Source organism: Roseateles sp. P5_E11 (assembly GCF_054049355.1).
The window spans coordinates 1-1,866 of record NZ_JBFUMO010000838.1; the positions used below are offsets into that span (position 1 = coordinate 1).

Annotated in this window: 6 protein-coding genes; all 6 read left to right on the forward strand. The window is 64.8% G+C overall.

Annotated elements, in window-relative coordinates; all coding sequences use genetic code 11:
- On the forward strand, positions 1 to 254 hold a 254-nt coding region (locus tag ACXJKR_RS31200; RefSeq protein ID WP_457326155.1), incomplete at its 5' end, for a hypothetical protein.
- A gap of 10 nt (positions 255 to 264) precedes the next feature.
- Complete coding sequence (locus tag ACXJKR_RS31205; RefSeq protein WP_457326156.1) at positions 265 to 708, forward strand: hypothetical protein; 444 nt, start codon at positions 265 to 267, stop codon at positions 706 to 708.
- Complete coding sequence (locus ACXJKR_RS31210; RefSeq protein ID WP_457326157.1) at positions 705 to 956, forward strand: hypothetical protein; 252 nt, start codon at positions 705 to 707, stop codon at positions 954 to 956. Before ACXJKR_RS31205 ends, ACXJKR_RS31210 begins: the two co-directional genes overlap by 4 nt.
- Positions 953 to 1,291, forward strand: coding sequence for a hypothetical protein (locus ACXJKR_RS31215; RefSeq protein WP_457326158.1), 339 nt, complete (start codon positions 953 to 955; stop codon positions 1,289 to 1,291). Before ACXJKR_RS31210 ends, ACXJKR_RS31215 begins: the two co-directional genes overlap by 4 nt.
- A gap of 8 nt (positions 1,292 to 1,299) precedes the next feature.
- Complete coding sequence (locus ACXJKR_RS31220; RefSeq protein ID WP_457326159.1) at positions 1,300 to 1,575, forward strand: hypothetical protein; 276 nt, start codon at positions 1,300 to 1,302, stop codon at positions 1,573 to 1,575.
- The coding region (locus ACXJKR_RS31225; RefSeq protein WP_457326160.1) for a recombination protein NinG at positions 1,575 to 1,866 on the forward strand (292 nt) is incomplete at its 3' end. The genes ACXJKR_RS31220 and ACXJKR_RS31225, both read left to right, overlap by 1 nt.

Consider the following 1,866-nt stretch of genomic DNA (forward strand, 5'->3'; position numbering starts at 1 on the left):
GCGACAACGGTCCCGACTACTCCGGCTCCTGCCAGATCGATGGTGTGGACTACTTCTTTGACTCATGGCTCAAGACCGCCGACAGCGGCCGGAAGTGGATGAGCTTCAGCTTCAAGAAGAAGGACAAGCAGGGAGCAGGCGCGCCGCAGCGCAACGAGCGGCCGAACGTGCAGCAGCGCACCAGCAACCGCCCTGGCTCTGCGGCCTCGTATGGCAGCGCCGGGCCCGACGACGACCGGGACATCCCGTTCTGAGGAGCCAGCCATGAGCAACCAGCACTCCGGCGACCTCACCGCCGCCATCCTTGCCGCAGCCAAGAGCCCGGCCGGCGCTCGCACTGACGGCATCCCCGGTTACTCGACGATCCAAGTTGGGCGCGTCATCCAAAAGCTGTGCGCTCGCGGCGAATTGTTCGTTGCCAAGATCAGCCACCGGCACGCGCGTTACTTCAACACCGAGGCTGCGGCCAAGGCGCTGACCGTGAAGCAGGCGACCGTCAGCATTCGCAAGCGCCTGGTGCCGCACACAGCCTGGGCTGATGTGCCGGCGTCGAACCTGGGCGAGATTGAGCCCACCGAGTGCCCGGCGTACGAGGACGCCCGATTCACTCCAGACCCCAAGGACACGAGCTGGAAGCTCTTCAGCGCCTGCCAGATTGGCGAGTACCCGTCGCCGAACTCGGCCTGGGCGGAGGCGGCCGCATCATGACAGTCGGCGCGCGCTTCTCCGGCTGCGAGTTGTTCGCCGCGCTGCTGAAGGCGGATTGCACCGTCGCGAGCCTCATCGAAGTCACGGGCCTGACAGAGAACAACGTCCGCGCGTGGCTGAAGGAAATGCGGGCCGCTGGCTTGGTCTACCTGCGGCGCGGCGAGAAGCGGTCGCGCGTCACGCAGGGCACGGCGCCCACGCTGCACTGCCTGCAGCCAAAGCCGTTCGAGCGGGCGGATTGGTCATGAGTCAAGACATCGCCGAGCAGCGGTTCGCCGAGCTAGAGGCTATCTCGACCGAGTACGCCCAGGCTCAGGCTTTGGCAGAGCACCTGGCCGAGTTCCGCAAGAGCAAGAAAGCCCAGCTCATGCGAGAGGCTGAGGTGTCGGGCAACAAGTCGTCGGCGGCCATCCAGGAGCGGGAGGCCTACGCCCATCCCGACTACATCGCCTTGCTCAAGGGCTTGCAGGCCGCGACCGAAAAGGCGCTGGCCCTGAAGTGGCGGCTTGAAATCACGCGCATGAAGTTCGAGTGGGCGCGGACCAAGGCGGCCAATCGTCGTGCCGAGATGAGCCTCAGATAGGAAACAACATGACCTCCGAGCAATTCGCCTACTGGTTCCAAGGCTTCGCAGAACTCAACTCCACGCCGCCCACTCAAGAGCAGTGGCAGAGCATCCGCGAGCACCTGGCCGCCGTGTTCAAGAAGGTGACGCCGCCAGTCGCGCCGGCCGTTAAGCCGCCGTCGGTCTTCGATCAGAAGCAGGATTTGGGCGACATCTTCAGGCGCGAGATGGAGAAGCGCGAGCGAGACAGGGCGAGTCCGTTTGCGTGGCCCCCGGAACCGAAATACACGCTGATCTGCTGATGCTAAAGCGCAGCCCCATCCAGCGCCGCACACCCCTGCGAGCCACCGCGCCGGCTAAGGCAGAGCTGCCCACATCTCGCTGCAAAGCGAAGGGATGCCGCGTCAAGTTCGTCAAGCTGTCCATGAATCACCGGGCCTGCTCTGTCGAGTGCGCCCGCCTTGTAGTGAGCCAGGACAAGGAAGACAAGGCGCGCAAGGAAACCCGCGAGCACAAGGCCAAGCTGGCGGACAGCAAGCCGCTGAGCCACTGGGTGGCCCTGACAGAGGCCGTCGTGCACCGCTACATCCATG

Coding starts and splice junctions, on each gene's coding strand:
- ACXJKR_RS31205 (WP_457326156.1), top strand. CDS start 265: ATGAGCAACCAGCACTCCGGCGACCTCACCGCCGCCATCCTTGCCGCA.
- ACXJKR_RS31210 (WP_457326157.1), top strand. CDS start 705: ATGACAGTCGGCGCGCGCTTCTCCGGCTGCGAGTTGTTCGCCGCGCTG.
- ACXJKR_RS31215 (WP_457326158.1), top strand. CDS start 953: ATGAGTCAAGACATCGCCGAGCAGCGGTTCGCCGAGCTAGAGGCTATC.
- ACXJKR_RS31220 (WP_457326159.1), top strand. CDS start 1,300: ATGACCTCCGAGCAATTCGCCTACTGGTTCCAAGGCTTCGCAGAACTC.